The sequence below is a fragment of the Polaromonas sp. P1_E3 genome (assembly GCF_056405935.1).
This window is the reverse complement of sequence record NZ_JBFUBD010000633.1, coordinates 1-1,143: the sequence shown is the minus strand read 5'-3', so window position 1 is coordinate 1,143 and position 1,143 is coordinate 1. Positions and strand designations below refer to the sequence as shown.

The 1,143-nt window shown below is 56.8% G+C and carries 2 protein-coding genes; one reads left to right on the top strand and one right to left on the bottom strand.

All coding sequences use genetic code 11. From position 1 onward, the window contains the following. The coding region (locus tag AC1D0Z_RS22360; protein WP_477660339.1) for a DinB family protein at positions 1-415 on the top strand (415 nt) is incomplete at its 5' end. Positions 416-507: 92 nt separating this feature from the next. Here AC1D0Z_RS22360 and AC1D0Z_RS22355 read toward each other — a convergent pair. Next, on the bottom strand, positions 508-1,056 hold the full coding sequence (locus tag AC1D0Z_RS22355) for a ComEA family DNA-binding protein (RefSeq protein ID WP_477660338.1): 549 nt from the start codon (positions 1,054-1,056) through the stop codon (positions 508-510). Positions 1,057-1,143 lie beyond the last annotated feature (87 nt).

Here is a 1,143-nt window from a genome sequence, read left to right as displayed (position 1 = left end):
GGTCGTGGCCGACCAGGCCTGGCTCAGGCGCTTTGCGCAGTGCGGTACTGAGAACGGAATCCGTTTTACATCGCTGGGTGCTGACGTACTGGACATGCCGGAGGTTTACACCCTGGATATGGTGCTCTATGAAGACTGGGCCGGGTTGAAAGGCAAACGGCAGCAGCTCGATGGCGCCATCGAGCAGTGGGCTGCCGACATGCCTGAGGCTTACCCGGCCATGACCATGCGCTACGCCAACTCGAAAGGGGTGCAGCGCGAACACGTGGTCTGGAAGGCCCTCACGCATTTTTTCAATCACCAGACACACCACAGAGGGCAGGTGACGACATTGGTCACGCAGGCGGGTGCAACGGTGGGCGTGACGGACCTTATTGCGCTGGTGATGGACGATCCTGTGGTTGCTATGAAATAGATAGCTGCTTGCGCACGTCCCCAAAGGGCTGATGGCCAAAATGACATAAAAAAACCCGCCTTGCGCGGGTTTTTTATGGAGGAGGGCCGGGATTACTTTTTGGCAGCGCTTGCGGCAGGCTTGGCTGCCTCAACCTTGACTTCGGTCTTGGTTTCCTTCTTGGCGCCTTTATTAGACGTTACAGCCTCTTTGGCATCCTTGGCTGATTCCACGACGGCATCTTTCGTCGCTATAGCAGCACCTTTGACCGCATCCTTGGTGGCGATGGCTGCGTCCTTGGCTTTTTCCGTGATCGGCTTGTCGGAATTTTTGCCGGCTTTGGCGTCTGCCTTGGCTTCGGCCTTGGTTTTTGCCTTGGCGCCTGCGGCGGCCGGGCCTGTATAGGATGCACCGCCAACAGTCAGCCCTGCGGCCGAGAACTCTGCGGCGCGTTTGTCTCCCACACCTTTGACGCGGGTGATGAAGTCGTCCCAGTTCTTGAACTCGCTTTTCTTGCGCTCGGCAATGATTTGCCGTGAGGTGACAGGGCCGATGTGCTTGATACCGTCGAGTTCGGCCTCAGTGGCTTTGTTGACGTCAACCGCAGCAAAGGCTGCAACGAGAGACATGGCGGCGAAAAATGCCAGTACTTTCTTGAACATGGGGGTATCTCCTCAATGGTGAATGGCGAAGCGCGTTATGCATCCCGTGAACAGGGATGCTGTCTTTATAACGGCCTGGTTTCATAC